Origin of the sequence: Virgibacillus indicus, from assembly GCF_002266285.1 — a bacterium.
In the GTDB taxonomy this organism is placed as follows: Bacteria; Bacillota; Bacilli; order Bacillales; family Amphibacillaceae; genus Virgibacillus_K; species Virgibacillus_K indicus.
Genome location: NZ_NPMS01000001.1, coordinates 954,130 through 978,500 on the forward strand (window position 1 = coordinate 954,130; position 24,371 = coordinate 978,500).

27 protein-coding genes and 1 pseudogene are annotated in these 24,371 nt (G+C 36.8%); 18 read left to right on the forward strand and 10 right to left on the reverse strand.

What is annotated here, in order from left to right:
• Positions 1–74 precede the first annotated feature (74 nt).
• The gene (gene fadH, locus CIL03_RS04835) at positions 75–842 is read right to left on the reverse strand and encodes a 2,4-dienoyl-CoA reductase (protein ID WP_094884068.1); all 768 of its coding nucleotides are present in this window, start codon (positions 840–842) and stop codon (positions 75–77) included.
• 170 nt (positions 843–1,012) lie between these two features.
• On the opposite strand from fadH, the gene CIL03_RS04840 reads away from it, so the two are divergent.
• The 7 genes from CIL03_RS04840 to ric all read left to right on the forward strand — a co-directional run bounded on the left by CIL03_RS04840 (position 1,013) and on the right by ric (position 6,299).
• A complete protein-coding gene (locus CIL03_RS04840; protein WP_094884069.1) occupies positions 1,013–1,864 on the forward strand; it encodes a metallophosphoesterase in 852 nt (283 codons plus the stop codon).
• Between the two features lie 490 nt (positions 1,865–2,354).
• Positions 2,355–2,933 carry an SCO family protein gene (locus CIL03_RS04850; protein ID WP_094884071.1) on the forward strand — a complete coding sequence of 193 codons (579 nt, stop codon included), beginning with the start codon at positions 2,355–2,357 and terminating at the stop codon, positions 2,931–2,933.
• Between the two features lie 116 nt (positions 2,934–3,049).
• The gene (locus tag CIL03_RS04855) at positions 3,050–3,523 is read left to right on the forward strand and encodes a YkyB family protein (RefSeq protein ID WP_094884072.1); all 474 of its coding nucleotides are present in this window, start codon (positions 3,050–3,052) and stop codon (positions 3,521–3,523) included.
• Between the two features lie 69 nt (positions 3,524–3,592).
• Entirely contained in the window at positions 3,593–3,808 is a 216-nt protein-coding gene (locus tag CIL03_RS04860) for a hypothetical protein (RefSeq protein ID WP_094884073.1), read from the forward strand.
• Between the two features lie 95 nt (positions 3,809–3,903).
• Positions 3,904–4,191, forward strand: a complete 288-nt coding sequence (locus CIL03_RS04865) for a hypothetical protein (protein WP_133087810.1) — start codon at positions 3,904–3,906, stop codon at positions 4,189–4,191.
• Between the two features lie 446 nt (positions 4,192–4,637).
• Positions 4,638–5,555: a DMT family transporter gene (locus CIL03_RS04875; protein WP_094884076.1), complete on the forward strand. Its 918-nt coding sequence runs from the start codon at positions 4,638–4,640 to the stop codon at positions 5,553–5,555.
• 48 nt (positions 5,556–5,603) lie between these two features.
• Entirely contained in the window at positions 5,604–6,299 is a 696-nt protein-coding gene (ric, locus tag CIL03_RS04880) for an iron-sulfur cluster repair di-iron protein (RefSeq protein WP_094884077.1), read from the forward strand.
• A 91-nt stretch (positions 6,300–6,390) separates the two neighbouring features.
• On the opposite strand, the gene CIL03_RS04885 is transcribed toward ric, so the two are convergent.
• Positions 6,391–6,543 (reverse strand): FbpB family small basic protein, encoded by a 153-nt coding sequence (locus tag CIL03_RS04885; RefSeq protein ID WP_094884078.1) that lies wholly within the window; start codon positions 6,541–6,543, stop codon positions 6,391–6,393.
• Positions 6,544–6,845: 302 nt separating this feature from the next.
• Entirely contained in the window at positions 6,846–7,010 is a 165-nt protein-coding gene (locus tag CIL03_RS04890) for an aspartyl-phosphate phosphatase Spo0E family protein (RefSeq protein WP_094884079.1), read from the reverse strand.
• Positions 7,011–7,180: 170 nt separating this feature from the next.
• Here CIL03_RS04890 and lepB point away from each other — a divergent pair, with 170 nt between their 5' ends.
• From lepB to CIL03_RS20040, 4 genes and pseudogenes are all read left to right on the forward strand, one after another.
• Positions 7,181–7,705, forward strand: a complete 525-nt coding sequence (lepB, locus tag CIL03_RS04895) for a signal peptidase I (RefSeq protein ID WP_094884080.1) — start codon at positions 7,181–7,183, stop codon at positions 7,703–7,705.
• A 374-nt stretch (positions 7,706–8,079) separates the two neighbouring features.
• Complete coding sequence (locus tag CIL03_RS04900) at positions 8,080–9,240, forward strand: zinc-ribbon domain-containing protein (RefSeq protein WP_094884081.1); 1,161 nt, start codon at positions 8,080–8,082, stop codon at positions 9,238–9,240.
• A gap of 45 nt (positions 9,241–9,285) precedes the next feature.
• Complete coding sequence (locus CIL03_RS04905; protein ID WP_094884082.1) at positions 9,286–10,428, forward strand: S1C family serine protease; 1,143 nt, start codon at positions 9,286–9,288, stop codon at positions 10,426–10,428.
• Positions 10,429–10,646: 218 nt separating this feature from the next.
• A pseudogene (locus CIL03_RS20040) lies at positions 10,647–10,727 on the forward strand (YjcZ family sporulation protein); the annotation flags it as partial.
• A 37-nt stretch (positions 10,728–10,764) separates the two neighbouring features.
• Here CIL03_RS20040 and CIL03_RS04915 read toward each other — a convergent pair.
• Positions 10,765–11,964 carry a CdaR family transcriptional regulator gene (locus tag CIL03_RS04915; RefSeq protein WP_094884084.1) on the reverse strand — a complete coding sequence of 400 codons (1,200 nt, stop codon included), beginning with the start codon at positions 11,962–11,964 and terminating at the stop codon, positions 10,765–10,767.
• A 184-nt stretch (positions 11,965–12,148) separates the two neighbouring features.
• Between CIL03_RS04915 and CIL03_RS04920 the strand changes: the two genes are divergently transcribed.
• The 3 genes from CIL03_RS04920 to CIL03_RS04930 are packed head-to-tail and all read left to right on the forward strand — an operon-like array spanning position 12,149 to position 15,823.
• Positions 12,149–13,315 carry an NAD(P)/FAD-dependent oxidoreductase gene (locus CIL03_RS04920; protein WP_094884086.1) on the forward strand — a complete coding sequence of 389 codons (1,167 nt, stop codon included), beginning with the start codon at positions 12,149–12,151 and terminating at the stop codon, positions 13,313–13,315.
• Positions 13,316–13,361: 46 nt separating this feature from the next.
• On the forward strand, positions 13,362–14,318 hold the full coding sequence (locus CIL03_RS04925) for an ornithine cyclodeaminase family protein (protein ID WP_094884088.1): 957 nt from the start codon (positions 13,362–13,364) through the stop codon (positions 14,316–14,318).
• 44 nt (positions 14,319–14,362) lie between these two features.
• The gene (locus tag CIL03_RS04930; protein ID WP_094884090.1) at positions 14,363–15,823 is read left to right on the forward strand and encodes a sodium/proline symporter; all 1,461 of its coding nucleotides are present in this window, start codon (positions 14,363–14,365) and stop codon (positions 15,821–15,823) included.
• A 73-nt stretch (positions 15,824–15,896) separates the two neighbouring features.
• Here the strand turns inward: CIL03_RS04930 and CIL03_RS04935 are convergent, their stop codons facing one another.
• The 5 genes from CIL03_RS04935 to CIL03_RS04955 all read right to left on the reverse strand — a co-directional run bounded on the left by CIL03_RS04935 (position 15,897) and on the right by CIL03_RS04955 (position 22,099).
• Positions 15,897–17,855 carry a sensor domain-containing protein gene (locus CIL03_RS04935; protein WP_165767892.1) on the reverse strand — a complete coding sequence of 653 codons (1,959 nt, stop codon included), beginning with the start codon at positions 17,853–17,855 and terminating at the stop codon, positions 15,897–15,899.
• A gap of 30 nt (positions 17,856–17,885) precedes the next feature.
• Positions 17,886–19,250 (reverse strand): TrkH family potassium uptake protein, encoded by a 1,365-nt coding sequence (locus CIL03_RS04940; RefSeq protein ID WP_094884094.1) that lies wholly within the window; start codon positions 19,248–19,250, stop codon positions 17,886–17,888.
• Between the two features lie 118 nt (positions 19,251–19,368).
• Positions 19,369–19,779 carry a YwpF family protein gene (locus CIL03_RS04945; protein WP_094884096.1) on the reverse strand — a complete coding sequence of 137 codons (411 nt, stop codon included), beginning with the start codon at positions 19,777–19,779 and terminating at the stop codon, positions 19,369–19,371.
• 12 nt (positions 19,780–19,791) lie between these two features.
• Positions 19,792–20,814, reverse strand: a complete 1,023-nt coding sequence (gene moaA, locus CIL03_RS04950) for a GTP 3',8-cyclase MoaA (RefSeq protein ID WP_094884098.1) — start codon at positions 20,812–20,814, stop codon at positions 19,792–19,794.
• A gap of 19 nt (positions 20,815–20,833) precedes the next feature.
• On the reverse strand, positions 20,834–22,099 hold the full coding sequence (locus CIL03_RS04955) for a molybdopterin molybdotransferase MoeA (protein WP_094884100.1): 1,266 nt from the start codon (positions 22,097–22,099) through the stop codon (positions 20,834–20,836).
• A 190-nt stretch (positions 22,100–22,289) separates the two neighbouring features.
• On the opposite strand from CIL03_RS04955, the gene CIL03_RS19750 reads away from it, so the two are divergent.
• From CIL03_RS19750 to CIL03_RS04965, 3 genes are all read left to right on the forward strand, one after another.
• Positions 22,290–22,436: a hypothetical protein gene (locus tag CIL03_RS19750; protein WP_165767893.1), complete on the forward strand. Its 147-nt coding sequence runs from the start codon at positions 22,290–22,292 to the stop codon at positions 22,434–22,436.
• Between the two features lie 48 nt (positions 22,437–22,484).
• Positions 22,485–22,667 carry a hypothetical protein gene (locus tag CIL03_RS04960; RefSeq protein WP_094884102.1) on the forward strand — a complete coding sequence of 61 codons (183 nt, stop codon included), beginning with the start codon at positions 22,485–22,487 and terminating at the stop codon, positions 22,665–22,667.
• A 118-nt stretch (positions 22,668–22,785) separates the two neighbouring features.
• The gene (locus CIL03_RS04965; protein ID WP_094884104.1) at positions 22,786–23,514 is read left to right on the forward strand and encodes a hypothetical protein; all 729 of its coding nucleotides are present in this window, start codon (positions 22,786–22,788) and stop codon (positions 23,512–23,514) included.
• Positions 23,515–23,545: 31 nt separating this feature from the next.
• Here the strand turns inward: CIL03_RS04965 and CIL03_RS04970 are convergent, their stop codons facing one another.
• Positions 23,546–23,986, reverse strand: coding sequence for a hypothetical protein (locus tag CIL03_RS04970; protein WP_094884106.1), 441 nt, complete (start codon positions 23,984–23,986; stop codon positions 23,546–23,548).
• Between the two features lie 168 nt (positions 23,987–24,154).
• On the opposite strand from CIL03_RS04970, the gene CIL03_RS04975 reads away from it, so the two are divergent.
• The gene (locus CIL03_RS04975) at positions 24,155–24,361 is read left to right on the forward strand and encodes a DUF1657 domain-containing protein (RefSeq protein ID WP_094884108.1); all 207 of its coding nucleotides are present in this window, start codon (positions 24,155–24,157) and stop codon (positions 24,359–24,361) included.
• Positions 24,362–24,371: the final 10 nt, after the last annotated feature.

Genomic DNA, 24,371 nt, shown 5'->3' on the forward strand with positions numbered 1-24,371 from the left:
AGTTTTAAAGGAAACAAACCGGAATAAAAGTGCTGCTCCTCATTTATAAAAGAGGAGCACGCTTTCTTTCCGCTTTAAAATGGAAATTTATTCAGCCATTGCCCTCCATCCATTGTCACAACTTCTCCGTTTATATAAGCTGCCTTATCAGATAACATGAAGTAAGCAAGCTCAGCAATTTCTTCCGGTTGCCCCAGGCGTTTTAATGGCACCGAATTAATGGTTCTCTTGGCTGCTTTTTCAGATTCAAATAATTTATCAGCCCCGCCGGTACGATCAATTGGACCCGGTGCAATTGCGTTTACGCGAATTCCATACTTTGTTCCCCATTCAACAGCAAGCGTTCTTGTCATATTTAGAACCCCCGCTTTTGCTGCAGAGGAATGAATAACCCCTGCCCCTGCATTCCAGGCATATGTAGCAACCATATTTAAGATCGATCCCTTTTTTTCATGGTCGATCCAATACTTTCCAACCTCTCTGCTGCAATAAAACGTACCATTTAATACGATATCGATGACAGCATTCCAGCCATTAATGGATAAATCCTCTGCCGCAGCAATAAAGTTCCCTGCAGCATTATTCACTAAATGATCAATCGTTCCATATTTTTCAACTGTCTGACTTACCATTCGCTCAACATCTTCAGGTTTTCTTACATCCATTGGGATAATAAAAACATCTCCAGTTGCCAATTTTAATATTTCATCTTTAGCAGACTGAAGCTTGTCCTCATTCCTTCCAGTAAGAACAACATTTGCCCCTTCTTGTGCAAATTTACCAGACATATGTTTCCCCATGCCACTTGAACTTCCAGTTACGATTACAGTTTTATTTCTCATATAATCCTCCTGACTAATTACTAGCTCTTTACTCTCATAGTATTATTACAGGGGAAGAAAGTCAAAGAATTTACTGACAATTACGACAAGTAGTATAATCAAATTACTTCTACAGAGAGGTGATTTCCATGCTATAATTTTACTATCCGACTTTGAAAGGCTGACACTTTATGAATAGACGTTCCTTTTTAAAAAAGGCTTTGGGTAGTTTACTGGCATTAGTTGGTTTAAGTGGCGGCACTTATTATTACGCCCGGGAAATTGAACCAGCGATGCTTCATATAAATAAGAATAATTTACCATCAAAAAAAATCCCTTCTGCATTCAACAATTTTAAAATCGTACAGTTTTCCGATACACATATAGGCTTTCATTATTCACTGGAACAATTTAAAACGTTAGTAGAAAAAATAAACAATTTAAAACCCGATATCATAGTTTTTACGGGGGACCTGGTTGACGAGCCGCATACGTACAGATGGAATGATGAACTGATTAGTGCATTGCACACTTTGGATGCAAAGCATGGAAAATACTGGATATATGGCAATCACGATCATGGAGGGTATGGAACTGATATTTTGCAGGATGTGATGGAACAGGCTAATTTTAAACTGTTAAAAAACAGTCATACAATTATTGAAAAAAGCACGGATCGGTTTGTATTAGCAGGGATTGATGATGTCATGCTCGGCAGGCCGGATCTGAAGAAAACACTGGATCAGGTCAATCCGGATTTGTTCACAATCTTGCTTGCGCATGAGCCCGACTATGCAGACACAGTGCTGCAGTACCCAGTAGATGTCCAGTTATCGGGGCACAGTCATGGCGGTCAGGTGAGATTTCCATTTATTGGTGATTTATACACACCATCCTATGCAGAGAAATATGTACAAGGAAAATATATGCTTGGAGATAAAAAACTCACACTTTTCGTAAACAGCGGAATAGGAACCACCCGCCTGCCATACCGCTTTCTCTGCAAGCCGGAAATACATTTATATACACTTAAAACAGAGTAGTAAATATCATACCGTCCAGGCTCTCTTCCCTTTCACTAGGCATACACTATTGTGAAAAGCTTATATGAAAGGAAGATTTCTTTGAATTACCCTCCAGTCAACCAGTATACCTACCGATCCTATGAAGATCAGGATGGACGGGTTTTTCCAGTGTTGCCTTTTTTGACCGGGCTCGCTTTCGGGCCATTATTATATGGTGCTTTTAATCAGGGGGGTTATTATCCATACCCCCCTTACCCGCCTTACTATCCACCATATGGATATGGCTACGGATATAACCCCTATCATCAAGGATATTATTATTAGTGCAAAAGGTTTGGCTTCGGAAAAACAGCCAAACCTTTTCCTTTTTCATTTGTAATCTGAAGTAAACAGCAGTGATCTGTGCTTCTAAATGAATCAGGCAAACTTGTTAACAATTTATCCATAGTATTTTCATTGGTAAAATGCTAAACTTATGGAGATTTTAAAATTAACGGAGGTTGTACATATGCTTAGAAGGCACAAACTTGTATTGCCATTATTTTTTCTGCTATTAATCTTAAGTGCTTGCGGAGATGAATATGAAGGAGATTTCTCTTATGAAGTACAAGATTTCTCTTATACAAATCAGGATGGAGAAACAGTTAATAAAAGTGATTTAGATGATAAATTCTGGGTGGCGAATTTTATATTTACAAACTGTGAAACGGTATGTCCGCCGATGACATCCAACATGTCCAAGCTTCAAGATCAGCTTGCTGAAGCAGGACTTAATGATGTACAATTGGTATCCTTCAGTGTAGATCCGGAAAATGATACACCTGAGGCGTTAAAGGAATATGGCAAATCACGCGAAGCTTCCTTTGATAACTGGGATTTTCTGACAGGATATGAATTTGATGACATCAAGGAATTCTCAATCAATTCCTTTAAATCCCCTGTAGAGCCAATTGCAGATTCGGATCAGGTCATGCACGTCACCAGTTTTTTCCTTGTTTCACCGGAGGGAAATGCTATTAAACGCTATACGGGTACAATGCCTGCCGAAATGGAAAAAATTGTTGCCGATATTGAAGACTATAAGTGAATCCGATTCAGAAGAGCAGAATTTCTGCTCTTCTTTCATTTTCTGTTTGCGTATAGACAAGCTTTGCGATACGATATAATCAAGTTTTATATTATATAGGAAAGGAGGTAAGCAGAATGACAGATTCCGTTCGTTTAAACGATATTGCCAAAGCTATATTCACGGTAAACCGACATGCAAAAACTGCACCTGAGCCTCAGCACTTGTACTTTATTAAAAAAGAAGCCATCACTCGGCTGCTAAAAGAAAAACGTGCTGCGAAGATAGGTCTTCATTACTCTGACCACCCAAAATTAAGCAATCAACATTCCACGCTGCTTGTAAAAGTTGATGATTACTATTTTCACATACCTCCATCAAAAGAAGACTTCAAAGAGCTTGAACATCTGGGAGCACTTGATGAAAATTACCGTAATCCGCAGACGAAGATGTCCTTATCACAAGCAAAAAGGGTTCTTTATCAGTATATCGATTGGAAGCCAAAGACAAAACGGCCAATTGCTTCAAGAAAATATTCATCTTCTTATTTTACTCCCTCATCCCTGGGGAAAATGGAATGGCCGCCCACTAAAAAACGCAGTGAGTTTTAAACCCCAATTCGTTTAACAGGTTTTAATCCTTTTATTTAAAGGTAAGAGTTAATAAAAGGAGGCTGCTTTATGACAGAGCTAAAAGAATTTATTTATGAGCTGCAGCGCTATGCAAACCAGACCCACATTTTACGGGATCATTACGAAAAACTCTCCGAATCTGAAAAAAAGTTGGTAATGGAAGCTGCGCCTGAAAGTTTAAAATCACCAAGGGAACATTTCCAGCCTGTATTTACATGGCTTGAAAACGTGCACGATAAATTAGGAATAACCCACGAAGAATAAAGAACAAAAGCGCAAGCGCCCGTTTAGCGACGTACGGACTGGACTGAGCCGTAGGAGATAAAGGAAACATGCCCCTGGATAGGGGTATGCCGACGTTGGCTTTAGCCGGTTTTAGTCGGCCCTCCTTTAACACCGGAGACGATGTTGACTTTCACCACAAGGGTATAAGTGCGACTAAGCCTCTGGTTTCACCAATCGGCAAGTCTTCTTTATCGTACGAAGGTGAGGGAAGTCCGCTAGTCGCTGGGCGCTGGGCGCTGGAGCTGGACGTGGCTATTTATGTCCAAGAATTAATTGCTGCAAATTTTATGCTTTCTTATCAATTAGAAACAAACATGAAAAAACTGTCCTTGGGAACCACCCTATCCGGACAGTTTTTTTAAATTTTCTTGGTTACTTTTTGAAAACCGTAATACAAGATCATGACTATACCGAATGCTGCCAGAGATTGCAATGTAATTTTTAGCAGATTATTCACTGAAAGCTGCGTATCTGTCAGAAAGAAAACAACAATAAAAAGTAAAACTATAACTGCTAAACTGCTGATTATATAATTGACTAATAACACAAATCCGGAATTTATAAGCCAAGAAATAAGCGGTTTTAATAATATGAAACTAACAATAATTCCAGCAAATATAAGTACATATGAAATATAATTGTCACCTTCGCCCAAGAAACTTGAATTAGATAAATTAATCCAGCTTATTAAAACCATGTGTACTCCCCACTTCTTTTTGATATACAGTTTAAGCCAGATTCTTTTAAAACATACATTTGAAAAGTCTGATATAATCATTTTAATTGAAAGAATGGGTGGGATTAGTCATTGAATAAAGCCTTTATCTTCATAATAACTGGTGCAGCACTATGGGGAACCATCAGCTGGTATGTTAAAGGTCTGTATACTCTGGGGTTTACACCGATGGAAGTCGTGATTCTGAGAGCATGGACATCTGCTATTCTATTAGTTGTCTATTTGCTGATTGCTGCACCAAAAAAACTTAAGCTTCACAGCATTAAAGATGTTAAGTATTTTATTGGAACAGGTATTTTTAGTATTATCTTTTTTAATTATTGCCTGTTTACGGCAATTGAGTTATCGACAATACCTGTTGCAACAGCATTATTGTATACAGCACCAGCCTTTGTAACGATCATTTCTTTTTTTCTGTTTAAGGAGCCTTTAACTAGAATCAAAATAATTTCCTTGTTCGCTACAATTATCGGGACATGCCTTGTTGTTGGATTGATTCCTTTAAATCTGAAAGCATTACAGATCAGCAGCATTCTTTTCGGATTGGGATCTGGAATCGGTTATGCCCTGTACAGTATTATAAGCAAATATGCATTAAAAAAATATTCAAGCTTAAGTGTAACAACCTATACGTTTATCATCGCAGCTATAGCTTTACTGCCTTTTTTCCCTTATCAGGAGAAATTTCATCTGCTGATTGATTCATCCGTAATTTTATTTGCATTTGGCCTAGGCTTTTTACCTACTGCTTTTGCTTACATTATTTACACGTATGGTTTACAGTCCACTGAAGCATCAAAAGCTTCAATTCTATCAACAATTGAACCGGTTGTTGCAACATTAATTGGCATATTTATTTTTCAGGAAGCATTTTCATTCATTCAAATGATTGGCATGGTTTGTATTATCGGGGCAGTTATAATGATGCAGATTTATAATAAGCCAAAAAAAGTTATAAGAAGTGACCTCCGTCACAGAATAACCCAATGAAAACGGTTATCATTTAAACAGATTCACAAATATAGGAGGGTATTTCTTATGAGCACATTTACTGCTGAGCATACACCAGCTGAGATAGTTAAGGTTTTTCCAAAAGCAAGTGATTTATTCAAAAAGCGCCGAATCGATTTTTGCTGTGGTGGAGATCGTCCTCTGAGGGCTGTCTTTACTGAAAAGGATGTTGACGAAGCAGCTGTCCTTTCAGAATTAAACATAGCGTACGAAAGCTGGAGCAAGGAAGATCATGAAATAATCAACTGGGACAACATAGCACTTACAGAGCTTGTTGACCATATTGTATACAAGCATCATGCCTTTTTGAACGAGGAACTGCCAGCACTTGGACAATTTGTAACAAAAATTTTCCGTGTACATGGGGCAAACCACCCTCATCTGAAAGAATTGCACAGATTATACAATGACTTTAAAGTAGATATGGAAGAACACATGATTAAAGAAGAAGGTGAAGTCTTCCCCCTCATTAAAGAATATGAAATAAATCCAAGTGAAGAGCTTGCAAAACGTATTCATGAAGCAAATGGCGGACTTGAGGACGAACATGAGGCCCAAGGGGATATTCTAAAAAGAATTCAGGAAATAACAAATGATTTTGAGCCGCCTGCAGATGCATGTACTTCTTACCGGATAACATATGCCAGATTATCTGAGCTAACTTCAGATACCTTCCAGCATGTGCACCTGGAGAATAATATTTTATTCAAACGCGTAAAATAAAGTCCATATGAAAAGGAGTAACATATCAATATGTCACTCCTTTTTCTAATCTATTTCTTCATCTATCATAGTCCTATTACCCCCAGCTTAGTTATAGGTTGATACCCCTTCTTTTTTTCATTACTAACTCAGTTTGTTTTTTCTCTAAACGGATCTCAATTTGGGATACTTTTTCTTCATCCATTAACAACTCTTGTTTATTTTGATTAACAAGCTGATCAAAATTTAATGTTTTTGGTCTCATTTGTTCCACTCCTTTTATTCTTATACCTTTATTATACCCGATTTTCATAGTTATAAATCAAAATTGTTTGAACATTATGTTAAACTTTTATGACAAAAATAAAAGAGCAAATTTTGTGGGAAATTAATTAATGTTATAATGAAGGCCTGGTATATTTGGTGTGGAATCTTTTCAGTGGATTGGTGTCTGATACTAAATGCCGTGAAGGAAGGTTTTTACGATAATATTTTGCATATAATCGTAATATAGCAAAAATCAGACATGAAAAGGATATGTATACTTAACGACAACTAATCCGTTTATTATTGAGAGCCAGCTTTCATATTTTCATATAAATTTAACAACCTGTCCAATTCCTGGCTGATTTCAACAGATTCACTATCGGTGAACCCCTTTTTCAGAGCAACCTGAGTCATTTTATTCCGTAAAAATTCAATTCTTTGAAGAAGCTTTACTGTAGCGTCCATTAACGAAACTTACACCACCTTTATAACATGCTATTATAATATAGCATCAATAGAGTTATTTTAACAAGTATAAAGCAGAACATATATACGGGATGTATATTTTATGCTCGAATACCTGCCGACACTGTGCTAATATAAGTATGTATTATTTTTTGGAAAGGATGTCACCATTGACTCAAGCTAAAAAGAAAAATGAATGGCTTGAATGGGCAAAAGCCATTGTAATTGCAATATTAATTGCTCTATTTTTAAGAACATTTATATTTGCCACATCCATTGTTGAAGGTGAAAGCATGGATCCAACGCTGGAAGATGGTGAAAGAGTCATATTTAATAAGATAGTGTATTTACTCGATGAGCCGGATCGTGGTGATATCGTTATTATTAAAAGACCTTTTAAAAACTACGTGAAGCGGGTAATAGCATTGCCTGGGGAAACAATAGAAATTAATGGTAGTGAATTATATATAAATGGTGAAAAATATCAACAGACTTTTTTAAATGAAGAGGCTGAGGAGCGGACGGGAAATTTTGGTCCAATTCAGGTTCCGGAAGACAGCTATTTTGTCATGGGGGACAACCGGGCGATCAGTAAGGATAGCAGAAATGGATTGGGTTTTATCAAGGAAGATGAAATCATAGGAAAATCAGAGTTTGTCATTTTTCCATTTGATGAACTGTCAAAGACGAGATAAGTAAAGCCAGCGCCTGACATCAGTAGGCCTGGCCTTTTTTTATTGTTCATTATCGAAGAGACAATACCCTATATTCAGCACTACAAGTACGAAGCAAACTATTCCAAAAGCTATCTCCATCTTATGCTACCCCCTTTGTGGTATCTATGTATTCTTTAGTATATCCCAAACCATGCTTTTAACATAACTGCTCCTTTATCATACCAGTTTTCATCTGCTAAATAAAGTGAAATATTAAGGAGTGTGACTTTTCTCTTGTTCTTGAATAGCATCATAAATATACAGCTGATTTTTTCCGGGGACATGCTTAAGGATACGAAAATATGGTATTATGATAGTTAAGATTACACCCATGAATAAAGCAGGTGACTGATATGCTCCATTGTCCTTATTGCGGAACCATTATAAAAGAAGATGAGAAATTTTGCATCAAATGCGGCAGGCAGCTCCCTGACGATATAAATGAACGGATAAGTAAAAAGAAATATAAAAATAAATGGTGGTATGTGCCGGCTGCATTAGTCCTCCTTATGATAACTGTCACTGGAAGTTATTTTTTGGTTCTGGAAAACCGAACAGCCGATGCGAAAAGTCTATATGAACAAGGTGAGAAATACATATTGAATGGTGACTATGAACAGGCCAGGGATTCATTTGCAAAAGCACTGGATAATAAAAGTAATTTTAGTAATGCAGCCACCTCCTTGAATTTTGCAGATAAAGCATTAAGTATTGAAGCTTCTTTAAAGGAAGCTGGGACTTTCTTAGAGGAAAAAGATTATCAGCAGGCATTGTCGTTAATTAAAGATGCAGAAAGTGAATTAAAAAACTTTAATGGTTCTGCTGTAAATTTAATAATTGAAGATATTTCCGCAAAAAGAGACAGCATAAAGATTGAGCAGTTACTGGATACATTGGAACATAAACCTAATATCGATGATTTGAAAATTTTACTGTGGGAAGCAGAATCAATTAAAAATGAAGAAGCAGAGAATATTACTTCCGAAATCAGGAATCAGATTATTGACTATTCCTATTCCAAGGCCAGTGAGCAATTAAAAAATAAACAATTCAGTGATGCACTGATTATTGTGGAAGATGGACTGAAATATGCTCCAAATGCCGAAAAACTGCAGAGTTTAAAAACAACAATTGATAAGGAACAGGTAGCTTTTGAAACCGCTCAAGAACAAAGAATCGAACAGGCAATTACCACTGCCGCGGAGGAACAGCAATTGAATGAAACTGATGCTATTGAACTTGTCTCTGTAAATATAGAAAATGATCAGCAGGGAAAATTAGCAGTAAAAGGTGAAGTGAAAAGTGTTGCAACTATTCCAATCAACTCAATCTTAATTGAGTACTCCCTTATGACTAAAAATGGAACTGAAGTTTTATCCAACGAAGTGTATGTTTATCCTGATAAGCTTTTCCCTGAGGAAAGCGGCAATTTTGAATTTACCCATTTTGATTTGGATGAACAAGGAAAAAATCTGGATGTTGAGGTTAACAAAATTACCTGGTACACGGAGTAGCAACAAAGCAGCAGGATAAACTTGTGCTAAATGAGGTGAACATCTATGAGGCTGAAGAAATATCCGCCAATAATCCTATCTGTTATTCTGTTGATACTTGGTGTGATCAGCATTGCAATAATGTATAATCAATGGAAGAATGAAGAGATTTCCATAAGCAGTCCTATCATTAATAAAGTAGAGACTGGTCAAGGACAGCAGCTTAATCTGAAATCAATCATTCATGAGGCTGAAAAAAATGTTATTCAAATCGAGGGCCAAAATGAATTAAATACAATTACCGGTTCTGGATTCCTTTACAATGAAAAAGGAGATATTATTACAAACGCACATGTCATCAAAGAAGCTGATGTAATCTATGTAAGAACGGCAAATGCCCAAATTTATCCTGCTGCAGTGGTTGGTATAGGAGAAGATACTGATATTGCTGTACTGAGGGTTCCACAGCTTGCCGGACAAACTAACGCAACAGTTGAAAAAGAAAAAGCTGCTGAAATTGGTGATGAAATAATAGCATTGGGAAGTCCTCACGGGTTCCAGAATACAGTAACACTTGGCATTATTTCCGGAAATGAACGTAACTTTTCCGTTGATGGATTCAATTATTCTAATGTATATCAAATATCTGCACAAATAACACATGGGAACAGCGGAGGGCCTTTAATCAACAGAGAAACAGGCAAAGTTATTGGCATCAACTCAGTCGGAACAGAAGATGGAACAATTGGTTTCAGCATACCGATTCATGAAGTTATTGATCAAATTGAACAATGGTCAAACGAAGCACAGAATGATCAGCTGGACTTTCCCAGTACCTCAGATATAATCAATACACATGATCCGGAACAATTTATTCAGGATGCAGAATATCTTATTAACTATTTTCTTGAAAGCATTAGCGTCAGAGACTATGTAAATGCATATACCCTGCTGGGAAGCACACTGCAGTCCGAAAAGTCATATTCCAATTTTAGAGACGAATACATTAATATTGTAGACTTAAACTATCCCGGGATGACAAATGAAGTCACAGAAGAAAACCATGTAAAAACAGCCGTTGAAGTAACGATAGAAAGTAAATTGCCCAATGAAGAAAAAACAGAGAAAAAAACACATGCCTTCCATTTTGTAACAGGCTATGAAAATGATCAATTAAAAATTATAAATATAACAACCCCTGATAACTGATAACCTTCCGCCTCTACAATAAGGCAGAAGGTTATTTTTTCCGCTTTGGTAAATTGGTTATATATCTCGATATTTTACTAATTTTTCATTTACTGTGGGCAAAACGTCCATACATTTTCAGTTGCTTTACATATAGTATAACTGTAAGATACGGGAGGTGTTTAAGAATGGGCTATGGTTACGGAGGATTCGGCTGTGGTTCCGTCGGAGGATACGGTGGCGGCTATGGAAATAACTTCGCGCTAATTGTTGTGCTTTTTATCCTTTTAATCATCGTGGGCGCAGCTTTTTACTGCTAAATGAAAGCATGTGCTATTTCTCAGATAGCACATGCTTTCAAATATTTTTTTGAGTTGTATCCGTGTATTTTTTTAAAACCAGATATAATAGCGTACAATGCTCGAAGCATCCTGTATCCAATCTGGTAATCCTTTCTATCTTTTTTAAACGATATATTAATGTATTGCGATGAATGTATAATTCTTTTGCGGTTTTGCTTATATTCATGTTATTTTTGCAATAAATCATAAAATCATTGGACAATTCGCCAAAATCATTATGTTCGATTAGAAATTTCAGACGGAAATGTAATTTTTCCTGCAATCTTTTATCCATCTGCGTTGATACTAGTTCTAATAACATATCCCAATTATAATAATTGTAGATTCTTGGAAGTAAGTGTAATTCATTACCTACGTTTATCAAATTTTCTGCCTCATGATATGATCTATTGATGCTTAACAAAGATGAATATAGGTCGCCTGCTGCAATGGTTATATTTTCAATTTGATATTCCTGAAACTTCTTCATTAACTGTTTGCTTTGAAAAGAGAAATTTTCCATTTCTCTTACATATTCTGAGTTTGGATCGGCAGTTACTGATTTTAACAGTACAATCTTTTCAGTGTTTAAAAATGTGCAGATTGCATCATCATTACATTTAAACGAATGTTTCATATGGTCAATTAACCTATTTTTCAAATACTCAAAAGAAATTTTATTCTGTTTTACTCCTACCCTGTTTAATAATGAATCTCCAATATCCACAATGACACAATACCGTTTAACCATGTAATTTATCTGCAGAACCTCACAAAACTTAATAACCCTTTCTTTGTTTACTTCCTCATTTAATAGAATATATTGTACAAACGTTTCCAGCGTTTGCTTTTCCAGTTGTTCTAACTGCTGGTGCATCGTTTCCTGCCACATCATTTCCACATATTTCTTTAATAAATTAACATATGGCCTTACTTTTTGGGGATCACCGATTATTCCAAGTACACCCAATTTCCTGTAATCAAAACGTAAGGGAACTGCTGCGCCAGGAAGCACATTTTCCATAGCCGATATAGTTTCCTCATCAAACAAGATTAGTCTGTCCTCTTCCAAAACCAGTTTGGATGGGGTATGCAATGTTCCAATTCTTTTCTTCTCACTGTCACCAATAATATAACCCTTTTCATCTGTTAAACTTATCGGAAATGGCGAAATTTCTGAAACCGCTTTCACTATTCTTTGTGCAAACTGTACCAAATCCTCTATGGCACTCCCCTCCTTGCATTATATTAGTCTATTATAGAATATTTTACCATAGTTTTGATTATTTTGAATGATGATTATAAATATTTTAGGCGTTTTAACCATAGATTTTATCAGTAATATACGATATAAATAAATATAATCTTAGGAATTATCTCATAATTAAGGAGATGTTTTAATGAGTTATAAATCAGATATCATAATCGTTGGTGGTGGCGTTATTGGCTCCAGTGTTGCATATAATCTGCTGAATGATGGCTACACAGGAGAAGTTACTGTATTTGAAAAGGACAGTATCTATGAATTTTCCTCTACCCCAAGAAGTGCCGGTGGTATCAGACAATTATTCACTACTGCCATTAATATTCAAATCAGCCGTTACAGCTTAAAAAAATATGAAACATTTCCAAATGATATGGCCATTGACAAAGAAAAAACTGAAATTGATTTTAAACAGCGTGGATATCTCTTTTTATCCCAAAATGAAACGATTGAACAATTAAAAAAACAATGTACCTTGCAGCAGAGTTATGGTGTTCCATCTGAATTGCTGACAAAGGAAGAATTACTGTCCATCATCCCTGAATTAAATATTGACGATCTAAATGGAGGACTCTACTGCAGTGAGGATGGCTATTTGGATCCATACTCCGTTATGCAGGGTTATGTCCGAAAGGCGAAACAGCTAGGTGCAAATTATGTGTATGAAGAGATTGATACAATATTAGAGTCTGGAGGAAACATCAGTGGTGTCAAACTCACAAATGGTGAGATCTATGAAGCTCCAATTGTTGTTAATTGTGCAGGCCCATGGGCACCTGCACTAAGTGAAAAAATGGGACTTCCTATCCCGGTCATTCCATTAAAAAGACAAATTATTCAATTTGACATAGCTGAAGAGCTGGAAAAAGATCTGCCATTAACCGTTGATCCAACTGGTGTATATTTCCGTCATGAAGGAACTTCGCTGATTGCCGGTTTCTCAGAAGCTGTTAAGCCTGGGATAGATTTTAGGTGGAAGCGTTCCTTTTTTATGGAACAACTATGGCCAATATTAGGTCATCGTATTCCAAACTTTGAACGCGCAAAAATTGTCAGCGGCTGGGCTGGAATGTACAGTCATAACACAGTAGATCAAAACGCAATTATTGGAGATCATCCAGAAGTTCAAGGTTACTATCTGGCTTGTGGTTTCAGCGGACATGGTATGCAGCAGGCCCCTGCTGTCGGAAAAGGATTATCCGAATTAATCCGTATCGGAAAGTACGAAACACTGGACTTATCTCCACTTAGATTTGAAAGATTTGAGAGGAAAGAAATACTCGTTGAAGGTGCTATTGTATAGCACCGAACAATGCCGTTTACTAAATATAAAACTGGAGTTGATTCATTTGTTATTTTTAAACGAACAGGATATCAGAAAGGCTGTCTCAATGAAAGATATGATAGATTCGATAGATAAAGCCTATGAATTATATGAATCCAAGCAATTTCAAATGCCAACACGTATGCAGGTTGCTAAGGATTCAAATACATTAATTGTTATGCCTTGTATAACAAAAGAAGCTATCGGTACAAAATTGGTGACTTCTTTCCCGGAAAATACTGAACTCCCGACACTCCATGGCCTGGTTGTTCTTAACAGTAGTGAAACTGGTGAAATAAAAGCAATTCTGGATGGCTCGTTTATCACCGGATTCCGAACCGGTGCCATCGGTGGTTCGGCTATTCGTCATTTGGCTAAATCGGACGCTTCTAAACTGGCAGTAATTGGAACAGGTGTACAGGGATTATATCAGACGCTGGCGGCGTGTACAGAACGCACCATAACTGACATCTTTTTATATAACAGAACCTATGAAAAAATTTCAGGATTTAAACAGGAATTGGAAAAATGGATTGGTGATTCTATCAGGATACACACCATGAAAACGGTAGAATCCGCTATCCAGGATGCTGAAATTGTTATTACAGCTACAACCTCTTTCACTCCGGTTCTGCCGGATGAACCAAAGCTGCTAAGCAATAAATTATTTGTAGGAATTGGTTCATTCCAGCCTGCCATGCGGGAATTCCCCGAGGCACTTTATGCACAATCTGATCATATTTACGTGGACTCTGAAGATGCTATCAAAGAATCTGGAGATCTGGCTATACCACTTGAAAATAAGTGGATTACCAGGAATACTATACAAACCATGTCATCATACCTCAAAAGTGAGCAAAATACTATTCATGATAAAAGCATTATTTTTAAATCAACTGGAATGGCATTATTCGATGTAGTTGCAGCTGATTTAATTTATGAAAATGCAGTTCAAAAGGGGGTCGGAAAAAAGTTAATCTAAACGTTTTCATTGTTGAAAGCGATTACAGAAAATGGAGGTAAACTATGAATATTATTGTTGTAGAATTCATTATTTACTGTATTATTATTGTTCTCGTCGGGAGTTACTTTAGCAAATCAAGTAAAACACAGTCTGATTACTTATTGGGCGGGAAAAAACTGCCGGGATGGGCACTAGCCTTTTCTGAACGGGCTACCGGGGAATCCGCCTGGCTGCTCCTCGGTTATACCGGCTTTGTTTTTATGACAGGTCTATCCGGAATTTGGGTAGCGGTGGGAATTGGTCTTGGTATTATTTTTTCCTGGGTATTCCTGGCAAAGGTTTTCATGAGAGAACAGCAAAAGTATAATGTATTAACACTGCCGGATTACTTAGCTGTCCGCTTTGGACAAAAAGCGAAACTTATCAGATGGCTCACAAGTTTACTGATTGCCGGATTTTTAATGTTTTACGTCGGAGCACAAATGGCTGGGGCAGGAAAAATGCTGTTTACAACTTTTGAAATGCCACCAGCAATAGGGATGATTCTGGCAACAGTCGTTATTATCCTGACCGCATTTGCAGGAGGCTTTATTTCAGTAGTCTGGACAGATATGCTCCAAAGTATCATGATGGTCATTACCTTAGTAGCATTGCCAATTGTTGCTTTGGTTTATATTAATACAAACGATCTGTCCATAACTCAATCTCTGGCAACTGCGGGTGATTCATTTGATGGCTGGTTTGGGGGATTAACAGGATTTGCATTAGGTATTCTTTTCTTTAATAATTTCGCATGGTTCTTCGGTTTTCTTGGCGGTCAACCTCAGCTCAGCTCCCGCTTTATGGCATTAAAAAATGACAAGCATGCGAATCAGGGTACAATCGTAGCAATTATCTGGACTTTTCTGGCATATGGCGGAGCATTTCTAATTGGTATTACCGCAATTGCAATATATGATCAAGGTTCATTTGCTGATGTTGAAATCATTTTACCAACAATGATTTTGCAGTTGATGCCACCATGGATTGCAGGTATCTTACTTGCTGGGGTACTGGCAGCGATAATAACAACTGCAAATTCACAGCTGCTTGTTGTAACAAGTTCTGTCAGTGAGGATATTATTCATAAAGCATTAGGAGTAGAACTTACTGAAAAACAGCTAGTCTGGCTTTCCCGTTTTTCCGTATTGTTTTTTGGGCTTGTTGGAATGGGTATCGCCCTTGTTTCTGAATCACTATTGTATTTAATCGTAAGCTGGGCATGGGCTGGTGTTGGCTGTACCCTTTCTCCTGCGATATTAATGACATTTTTCTGGAAACGCTATTCCAGTGCAGGTGTAGTAGCAACCGTCTTAGCCGGATTAATTTCAACAATTATATGGATCAGTACACCATTAGAGGAAATGATGACTTCTCGTTTTACAACATTCTTTATTGCAGCATTCTTCGGTATTGTATTCAGTCTATTAATGCCGGATAAAAAAGAAAATGTAATGACAGATACAAAAGAAGGAGCTCTGTAAATTATTGCAGTCAAAAAAGCCTGTTCTTAAAAATAATTAGGAACAGGCTTTTCTCAATTAAAAATTAACAACACTATACAGTTTCAAGCAGACTGGATAATTGTTCTGGGGGTAATGGTTTACTAAAATAAAAACCTTGCATTTCATCACATTTTTCATTTTCCAAAAATGTTAACTGTTCGTTCGTTTCTACCCCTTCAGCTATTACTTTCATATTTAAAGAATGGGACATTTGAATAATGGATTTTACAATAGCCTGATTATGCCTTTGTGTTCCATCCATAAACGTTTTATCAATTTTTAATTTTGTTATTGGAAATAGACTCAAATATTTTAATGAAGAGTAGCCTGTTCCAAAATCATCAATGGAAACTAGTACACCCAGTTTTCGCAGCTGCTGCATCGTGGATGTAATATATTTTTCATTTGTCATGGATATGCTTTCGGTTATTTCCAGCTCCAAGTACTTAGAAGCTAAACCCGTTTCTGTTAATATCGTCTCAATCTTTTCAACCAAGCCCTCTTGATGAAACTGTTTGGCAGATAAATTCACGCTCACGATAATTGGTTTATATCCCTGCTCCTGCCATGCTTTATTTTGTTTGCATGCCTCTCTCATTACCCAATCACCAATCTCAAGTATGAAGCCGTTTTTCTCAGCGAGTGAAATAAAGTCAAGTGGAGGAATATAACCTCTTTCAGGATGATTCCAGCGCAACAAAGCTTCCATGCCAGCGACTTTTCCAGTACGCAAGTCCTTTTGCGGCTGGTAGTGTAATTCGAACTGATTTCTGCTTAGAGCCTGCCGTAATTCCGCATCCATGCTAAACATTGTTTTTAATTTTTCCGAGATGGATGATTCGAACACCTTGTAATTATTATGATTCTTTTCTTTTATTAGATACATAGCGGAATCAGCATGTTTTAAAAGATCTTGCGGTGTGGTTCCATTTTCTGGAAACACACTGATGCCAATACTGACAGAAACGAATATTTCATAGCCGTCAATATCAATCGGTTTTTCAAATTCTGCAATCAGACTTTCTGCCAGAGATGCAGCGGCTTCATTATCAGGTACATTCCGCTGAAGGATTAAAAATTCATCCCCATCCAATCTGGCAATAAACGTGTCTGTTTCTAAAAACGTTTTTAAACGCCTTCCGCAAGCTCTCAGGAGATTATCCCCAAAATCATAGCCTAACGTATCATTTATCTCCCTGAAATAATCTATATCCATAAAGTACACCGCTAATGATTCATTATTATCACTTGCCTTGTTTATTGCATTTTTAAGTACCTTTAAAAAAAAGTTCCGGTTTGGCAAATCCGTTAATTCATCATAATAGGCCATATATTCGATTTTCTTTTCATTTGTTATTCTTTCGGTAATATCATTTATCACTGCCATTCTTACAATAGTCCCCTGATTATTATATGGATGCTGCATTATCTCGAAGTTTATAGAATGTCCATCCTTTTGAAGACCGTTCAATTCATAAAACTTCTCCGGGTTGGTGTGGACTTCCTCAATAAGAAGTTCATTGCTTTTACTGTCAATTAAATTAGAAAATGTCTGCTGCTTCATTTCTGTATGTGTGTAACCAAACAGGCTCGCAAATGAAGGATCACAATCAATTATTCCTTTTTCATTATAGATAACTATTCCATCAACACTGCTGTCAATAAGGTGGTTAACATAATTTTTTATCTCCGAGGTCTTATCGTCCAGACTAAGTTTGTTCATTATTAAGCAATAAACATCCTCCGTTGCTGAAATACATTTTACTTCTATTAGATAATCGTTTCTGTCTTTAAGCTCCAATAGCAAATGTGACTCATCCGATTCCATTAACAATTCAAAATTAAAGTAATCATAAATGGATTCCTGGCTGGGACCATTCTTATTAAGTAAAGAAAATGCAGACTGATTTCCATCCAGTATTTCTCCATCTGCACGAACAAAAAGAATGGCTTCTTTCAGATTGGATAATATCTTTTGCAGGAAAGGTAAATCTATTTTCTCGTTAGACATGGTCTTTCTCCCCTTGTTCATTCATTGAAATTACCCAATTATTATTTTTTCTTTTGGGTAATGATAATTTCCGCTATTCTTTTTATTTTTAAAAATGAATAGGAATGTAATTATTCCCACCCTGCCAATAAACATCAGGAACATCAAGATTATTTTGCTAACAGTTGTTAATTCACTGGTTATTCCAAGGGATAAACCTACTGTACCGAAGGCAGATGTAACTTCAAACAAAATCTGTGTCAGCGAAAATGGCTCCAGAATGGAAATTGCTATTATGGAACTAAACACTAATATAATAGCCATGAGTGTTACTGTAACTGCCTTAAATAGATCCTCTTCATATACCTCCCGATTAAATATACGAATGCTTCCTGCTCCGCGTGCATATGTAATAATGAAAATTACTACCAGTGCAAAGGTTGTTGTACGAATGCCACCACCGGCACTGCTTGGAGATGCTCCAATAAACATTAACATAGACATAAATAAGTGGTTCTGCTCCGTCAGCTGGCTGACATCCATCGTTGAAAGTCCTCCGCTTCTCGTAGTAACTGACTGAAACAGGGAATAAAAAATAGCTTCATGCCAGGATTTACCGGCAAAGAAATTTCCAAAGTCAAGCAGGTAGATAAATAATGCACCTGCAATAATTAAAATAAAGAAAGTGACTGTTGTCAGTTTTGTAAATAAAGTGAAACGCATCATCCTGCGCTTCTCGTATTTTGCAAATATGTATTCCTTGACTTCGATTAATACCGGAAAACCAATTGCACCAAAGATAATCAGCAGCATATTTATAAATTGCACAAAATAATCATCTTTAAATGGAACCAGGGACTGTCCGGTTATATCAAACCCACCATTAGAAACTGCACTGATTGTACCAAAAAAACCATGTAAGTAAGCTTCTTTTGCAGTGGGAAAGTATTGAAGAAAGTAAGTTCCTAAAATAATGAATCCCAATAATTCAATTACCAATAAAACATAAACAATTTGCTTTATTAGCCGAACCATGCCTTCAAAACTGGTTTGATTTTGGTCAGTCATGATTAAACGGCGCTCTTTAAGGCCAATTTTTTTACCCAGCAAGAGCCAGATAAATGTACCAATGGACATCACGCCAACCGCACCCAGCTGCAGGATGCATGCAAGCAAAATAATCCCTGCAGTGCTCAGCGTATCTGAAATTGCTATCGTGCTTAATCCAGTTACACTCAGTGCACTGACAGCTGTAAAAAGAATGTCTATAAATGCAATGTCCACACCTTCCTGATATGCAATAGGCAAAGACATTATTGCAGTTGAAAAAAGAACAGCGATAAAGTAAAAGAAAAGTAAAACCTGTACAGGCGAAAGTTTATGCATCCAGCGAAAAAAGGAATTCTGGTAGTTCATTATGATTTCTCCTAACAATTACAACTATAATATCAATATCATTTTAAAAAACGTAACATTATTATAGCAGTCACCCGTACAAATTGCTTGTATTATTTTAAGAATAGTTCAGCCTCTCCTACATTACCTCTTTTACCTTCTTTAACAGTTCTTCTCCCTGGTAGCCTTCCTCAATTAATGCGGTCAGCTTTTCTTCAATTTTATGTTTCTGCTGATCCACAATTGTACCCATGAATAAAACATTCACATGTGCACCAATCTCATTGACTCCAATAATGGAGGTAATAAATGTAGCAGGTTCATTAGATTCCTTTGTTATTTTCACCTGTACCATGATTTCTTTATCTTCACTTTCAAGCTTTTTGAAAAATTCCAGATGGGAATGATCCATATAAGCTTCCAGTATCCAGCGATTTTGCTCATCTTCACGATTGATGATCAGGCCATCCTTTAAAGGAATATTTGTTTGAAGTATATCATCACTTATATGGTCGATGATTTCCAGTTTCTTCAGCTTAAAGGTTTTCATAGATTCACCTCACTATCCACCGATATAGGACATTTCTATTTTCTTCCGATTCTTCCCCTGATGCTCAGCTCTTTCCTCTGAATATCGATCTTTTCTTCTTCCCCACAAGGAGGTCAGTTCCTCTGTCAGATCTTCATCAGATAATCCTTTTCTTAACTTTTCCTTGATATCAAACCCGCTTGAGGCAAATAGACATGTATAAAGCTTTCCATCAGCAGATAGCCTTAATCTTGTACACGTGCCGCAGAAGGAATCTGTTACAGAGGAGATTACACCAATTTCCCCACCACCATCCTTATAGCGATATCTTGAAGCAACTTCTCCATAATAATTCTCTTCAGCAGGTTCAATAGGCATTTCTGAATTTATATCTTCAATGATCTGCTTTTTGGAAACTACATTTTTAAAATCCCAGCCATTATGATTTCCCACATCCATAAATTCAATATAGCGGAGGATAATATCCTTCCCTTTAAAATAACGAGCCATCGGGAGAATCTGGCTTTCATTCATGCCTTTTTTGACAACCATATTTATTTTTACCTGCAGCCCGGCCTTTTGTGCTGCTTCTATACCTTTTAATACCGGAAGTGTAACGACACCTCTGCCATTAATCTGTTTAAAGACTTCATCCTCAATCGCGTCCAAACTGATATTCACACGTTTTAATCCAGCATCCTTCAGTTTCTGGGCTCTTTTCGGCAATAATATCGCATTTGTTGTTAAAGCAATATCCTTAATTCCCGGAATTTCGGTAAATTTAGCAATTAATTGATCAAGGTCCTTTCTCATTAACGGCTCTCCACCCGTGATTCTTATTTTCTCGACACCCAGTTCTGCAAATGTCTCAGCTAATCGTACAATTTCCTCGAAGCTTAATAGCTGTTCCTCCGGTAAAAATGCATAATCGTCTCCAAAAATTTCTTTAGGCATGCAATACGTGCAGCGTAAATTGCATTTATCTATAACAGAAATCCGCAAGTCCTTTAGTGATCTTCCGAAATGATCTTTAATTGGTGTAATTTCCTTTTCCATTCCAGTCACTCCTCTCTTTTTAGGAAAAATCCTTCTGCCCTTCCATATCTTCTAATAATAATGCTTCTACCTCATCCCCAGGATTAAATCCTCTTGTTCCTCCGGGAAGCACCATAAAACAAGTAGATTGTGCCAATGATGACACTACATTTGATTTATCTATTCCTGCCAGATGAATCTTAACTGATGCACTCTCATAAGTTATGTAGCTGCGCACAAATCTTGTAAACGGGTTCGGTTTTGGAAATTCATCAGCTAAAATAGCATTAATTCGTTTTAAATATGGTTTATTATTAAATAAAGCATGCTGGATTACCGGTCTCACAAAAAGCTCAAATCCGACATAGCAGGCTGATGGATTGCCAGAAAGACCAAATAATAGTTGATTGCCTTTAACAGCCGCAGTTGTCACACTTCCTGGACGCATGGCAATTTTATTAAAAAGAACCTCCGCTCCCAGTTTTTCATAAATGTCGGGCATCAAATCAAAGTCACCAACTGATACCCCACCGGTTGTTATTAAAATATCCACCTCATCAAGTGCATCTTTTACAGCTAGATAGCTTGATTCAAATTCATCGGCCAGTTTTCCGTAATATCTGCAGATTCCTCCTGCTCTGCTGATTTGCGAGGCAATCATCGGAGCATTGGAATTTCGAATCTTCCCGGGTTGCAGTTCTTCATCAACTTCCAAAAGCTCTGTACCTGTAGCAATAACCCCAATCACTGGTTTTTTGGCAACTTCTATTTCATGATAGCCAAATGTAGCCAATAAAGCCTTTACACCAGGATTAATTAGTGTACCTTCTTCAATCAGCACTTCACCCTTTAATACTTCCGTTCCTTCCCCTATGATATTTTGATCTTTGCTCATTCTTCGTTTTATGGAGAAAAAAGACTGATTGTTTTTCTCATATGCATTACAAATCTCAAACATTGCAACACAATCAGCACCTGCAGGGATTTGGGCTCCAGTCATTATTCTTGTTGCCTGCCCATTTTTTAATTCCTTCTGGGGTACCTGGCCTGCACCAATATGTTCAATAACCTCAAATTCCACTGGATTATCACGTGATGCTTCTGCTGTATCCACAGACCTTAAGGCAAATCCATCATAAGGAGACTTATCAAATGAAGGAATATTATGCTTAGCAATAATTGGCTCAGCTAATCGTCTATAATCACTTTCATTTATGGATATCTTTTCTGTTTGACCTTTCAAACGATAGTTCATAACTTTTTCTACCGCTTCGTTTACCGGAATCGGCTTTCGTCTTTCAACCATCTATTACCAGGTCCTTTCTTTTACTATAGCTTTTTTATAGTCTGATTACATAAAGTGTAACAAAAAAAACTGATAATTGATATTCTTTGGAAGTCATAAAGAGGGAAACGTTTGAATCCTTACATAATGGGTAATTATTTACTAAGAATGAATAAATCTACTCGTTCTAAAAACGATGTGAGGTGTTAGTATGGACGATCATAAAGAAATTGAACGCAAGGAAAAAAAATCTGATTCAAGTAAAGTTGGAGTTGCTGTAATTAAATATGTAACATATCTAATTATATTTTTTGGGATTTTATGGTTTTTGATTAATTATGTATTTCCGATGTTTTAATGAAGGAAAATAAGCAGTACAAAATCTGCTTTATTAGGAGCGTTCTAAATGATATGGATCTATCTATTGATTATAGCATTCATAATCGCAGTATTCATTATCATTATAAGAAAAAAAGAAAAAAAACCAAACCACGATGTCTCAATTTCCAAAAAGGAAAAGGAGTTACTTGATAAAGATTATCTAACGCATGGCAGTGTAGATAATCAAAAAAATGATAATAATATTTAAACAAAAGCTGTATTCGCAAGATTCTAATCCATGCGATGCAGCTTTTTTTGGTTCCTTCCAATACGAGGTTATTGTATAATTATAAGTACAATTTAAATAACTTTTAAGGAAGCTGACTATGAAAAAGTGGATAGCAATGCTGAGCTTTTATATACTTGTGGCATGTACAAATAATGAACCGGCCATTGTAAAAACAGAATCCCCTCCAGATGATTCGAGCCGTGAGCCGGAATTAGTCGAAGAGGTAAGTGGCAGCGAAGATGATGTGGAAGAATTCATTGAATTTCCGCTTCATGATGAACAGATAAGAATTAATTTAGAGATGGTGCCAATTCTGGACGCCTATCTTCTTGCAGCAAAAGACCGGCAAAAAGCGATCGAGGGAATGAAAATTGAACGGATACAAGCAGAGAATGCCAGTATTTATTTGCTGGAGTTTTCCTGTCAGAATGAACGCTGCTCCTATTTACTCTTTAACAGAGATGCTGCAGATCAGGCTTTTCTTCTTGCTGATCTGGCTGATGCTGCTGATATGATCCCATCACCTGATCAAACAAAGATGCTATTTCTATTTGACCGGAAAGGTTCATTGCCGCTTCCATTTACAAACATTGTCATCATTGATTTGGAAAAATGGGATCACCTGACATTGGTGAATGAAACAACAGATGATGCTGTTTTAAATTTCACCTGGCCATTAATTTCAGTCAACTGGATTGATAATGAATCAATTGCCGCAGAAAAACCGGCAGTTCTTGAACCGACAGATGAAGCTATTCATGAGTGGTATCAAGCAAATCAATCTCTGACCACAAGCATTATCTTACATGTCTCCGAAAATAACTAGAAAAAAACAGCACATTTGGAGGTGCTGTTTTTTATTTAAATATCAGCTTTTCAACATGTTCAATTAAAATTTCCTCATCATCTGCCATAAATCTCGCTTGCACATATAAATTACATTCACCTTTTTCAGGTGCTGCAAAGACAAGCTTTTCCTGTGGATAAATATTTCCGCTGTTCATTTTTTTGGTTATCAGACTGCCGGTAAAGTCATGATTCTCATGTGATAGGGATACTGATATTAATGGAGCCTGGTGCTTAATTTCAACAGTTTCCTCCCCCATATATTGCAGGGATCTTAGCACTTGGATTCCTTCTTCCGTTTCGTCCACTCTCATATGTAAAATAAAATTATCCAACTGCTTTTTCACTTCTTTGCTTTCGGCTAACTTTGCATTAACCTGTCCAAACTGCCAATTGATAATCCCAATGAAACAGCCAATTACTATTAGTGACAGAACGAGAGCTTTCTTCACGCTACTCCTCCTCCAAAAAGCCTCTTATTATATAAGACGAAACAACTGCATATAAAGTTTCAATTTTTAAATATCAGTCCATAACAAAAAATAGGAAAAAAGTAGAAAGTATATTATGGTCAATTTTTCTAATTATAAATAGTGATGATCTTATAAAGGAGGATCTATATGACAGTAGGCAGTCAGGTGAAGCAAACGATCGCAGGGTTAAAGAGTGCACAGGCAAGTTTTGAGCAATTTGCATTGCAGACAGAAAATAAACAGGCAAAACAGCTTTATGAAAATGCTGCTCAGCAGACAATGGCTATTTTACAGAGTGTTGAACCTAGAGTTCAGCAAATGGAACAGGAAGAACCACAATACAAAGGGTTTTAAATACTGTAAC

What these genes read in the sequence shown, in the direction of transcription:
- fadH (WP_094884068.1), bottom strand. Translation starts at nt 842, where the DNA reads ATGAGAAATAAAACTGTAATCGTAACTGGAAGTTCAAGTGGCATGGGG.
- CIL03_RS04840 (WP_094884069.1), top strand. Translation starts at nt 1,013, where the DNA reads ATGAATAGACGTTCCTTTTTAAAAAAGGCTTTGGGTAGTTTACTGGCA.
- CIL03_RS04850 (WP_094884071.1), top strand. Translation starts at nt 2,355, where the DNA reads ATGCTTAGAAGGCACAAACTTGTATTGCCATTATTTTTTCTGCTATTA.
- CIL03_RS04855 (WP_094884072.1), top strand. Translation starts at nt 3,050, where the DNA reads ATGACAGATTCCGTTCGTTTAAACGATATTGCCAAAGCTATATTCACG.
- CIL03_RS04860 (WP_094884073.1), top strand. Translation starts at nt 3,593, where the DNA reads ATGACAGAGCTAAAAGAATTTATTTATGAGCTGCAGCGCTATGCAAAC.
- ric (WP_094884077.1), top strand. Translation starts at nt 5,604, where the DNA reads ATGAGCACATTTACTGCTGAGCATACACCAGCTGAGATAGTTAAGGTT.
- CIL03_RS04885 (WP_094884078.1), bottom strand. Translation starts at nt 6,543, where the DNA reads ATGAGACCAAAAACATTAAATTTTGATCAGCTTGTTAATCAAAATAAA.
- CIL03_RS04890 (WP_094884079.1), bottom strand. Translation starts at nt 7,010, where the DNA reads ATGGACGCTACAGTAAAGCTTCTTCAAAGAATTGAATTTTTACGGAAT.
- CIL03_RS04900 (WP_094884081.1), top strand. Translation starts at nt 8,080, where the DNA reads ATGCTCCATTGTCCTTATTGCGGAACCATTATAAAAGAAGATGAGAAA.
- CIL03_RS04905 (WP_094884082.1), top strand. Translation starts at nt 9,286, where the DNA reads ATGAGGCTGAAGAAATATCCGCCAATAATCCTATCTGTTATTCTGTTG.
- CIL03_RS04920 (WP_094884086.1), top strand. Translation starts at nt 12,149, where the DNA reads ATGAGTTATAAATCAGATATCATAATCGTTGGTGGTGGCGTTATTGGC.
- CIL03_RS04930 (WP_094884090.1), top strand. Translation starts at nt 14,363, where the DNA reads ATGAATATTATTGTTGTAGAATTCATTATTTACTGTATTATTATTGTT.
- CIL03_RS04935 (WP_165767892.1), bottom strand. Translation starts at nt 17,855, where the DNA reads ATGTCTAACGAGAAAATAGATTTACCTTTCCTGCAAAAGATATTATCC.
- CIL03_RS04940 (WP_094884094.1), bottom strand. Translation starts at nt 19,250, where the DNA reads ATGAACTACCAGAATTCCTTTTTTCGCTGGATGCATAAACTTTCGCCT.
- CIL03_RS04945 (WP_094884096.1), bottom strand. Translation starts at nt 19,779, where the DNA reads ATGAAAACCTTTAAGCTGAAGAAACTGGAAATCATCGACCATATAAGT.
- moaA (WP_094884098.1), bottom strand. Translation starts at nt 20,814, where the DNA reads ATGGAAAAGGAAATTACACCAATTAAAGATCATTTCGGAAGATCACTA.
- CIL03_RS04955 (WP_094884100.1), bottom strand. Translation starts at nt 22,099, where the DNA reads ATGGTTGAAAGACGAAAGCCGATTCCGGTAAACGAAGCGGTAGAAAAA.
- CIL03_RS19750 (WP_165767893.1), top strand. Translation starts at nt 22,290, where the DNA reads ATGGACGATCATAAAGAAATTGAACGCAAGGAAAAAAAATCTGATTCA.
- CIL03_RS04960 (WP_094884102.1), top strand. Translation starts at nt 22,485, where the DNA reads ATGATATGGATCTATCTATTGATTATAGCATTCATAATCGCAGTATTC.
- CIL03_RS04965 (WP_094884104.1), top strand. Translation starts at nt 22,786, where the DNA reads ATGAAAAAGTGGATAGCAATGCTGAGCTTTTATATACTTGTGGCATGT.
- CIL03_RS04975 (WP_094884108.1), top strand. Translation starts at nt 24,155, where the DNA reads ATGACAGTAGGCAGTCAGGTGAAGCAAACGATCGCAGGGTTAAAGAGT.